Annotated in this window: 1 protein-coding gene; it reads left to right on the forward strand. The window is 52.8% G+C overall.

Features of this window, described 5'->3' with window-relative positions:
• On the forward strand, positions 1 to 939 hold a 939-nt coding region (locus BS617_RS18130), incomplete at both ends, for an Ig-like domain-containing protein (protein ID WP_139303246.1).

The raw sequence follows: 939 nt of genomic DNA on the forward strand, positions 1-939 counted from the left end.
CAGCAACTACGGATGAAGATACGCCAGTCACTGTGGATGTGTTAGCCAATGACTCCGATGTTGAGGGCGATACGCTCACAGTCGACTCTGCCTCAGCAGCCAATGGCACGGTTGCAATCAACCCTGACGGCACCATCACTTATACACCAAACGCCGATTTTAATGGCTCGGATACCATCACTTATACGGTCACGGACGGTAACGGCGGGACTGCTACTGCAACCGTAGCGGTGACCATTAATGCGGTGAATGACAACCCAAGCACTGCAGGCGAATCAGCGACAACGGATGAAGATACGCCAGTCAATGTGGATGTGTTAGCCAACGACTCCGATGCTGACGGCGATACGCTTACCGTCGATAGCGCAACAGCTGGTAACGGCACGGTTGCGATTAATCCTGATGGCACTATCACTTACACGCCTAATGCGAACTTCACTGGCTCCGATACCATTACTTATACCGTGAGCGATGGTAACGGCGGTACCTCAACGGCTACCGTAGCGGTGACCATTAATGCCGTGAATGACAACCCAACTACCACGGGCGAATCAGCGACTACAGATGAAGATACTCCCGTTACTGTGGATGTTTTAGCTAACGATTCCGATGTTGACGGCGATACGCTCACAGTCGACTCTGCTACTGCAGCCAACGGCACGGTTGCCATCAACCCTGACGGCACTATTACTTACACGCCTGATTCGAACTTCACTGGCTCCGATACCATCACTTATACCGTGAGCGATGGTAACGGCGGTACCTCAACGGCTACCGTAGCGGTAACCATTAATGCCGTGAATGACACCCCCACCACCGTGGGCGAATCAGCAACTACGGATGAAGATACGCCAGTCACTGTAGATGTACTAGCTAACGATTCCGATGTTGACGGCGATACGCTCACAGTCGACTCTGCCTCAGCAGCCAATGGCACGG

Source organism: Neptunomonas phycophila, assembly GCF_001922575.1.
In the GTDB taxonomy this organism is placed as follows: Bacteria; Pseudomonadota; Gammaproteobacteria; order Pseudomonadales; family Balneatricaceae; genus Neptunomonas; species Neptunomonas phycophila.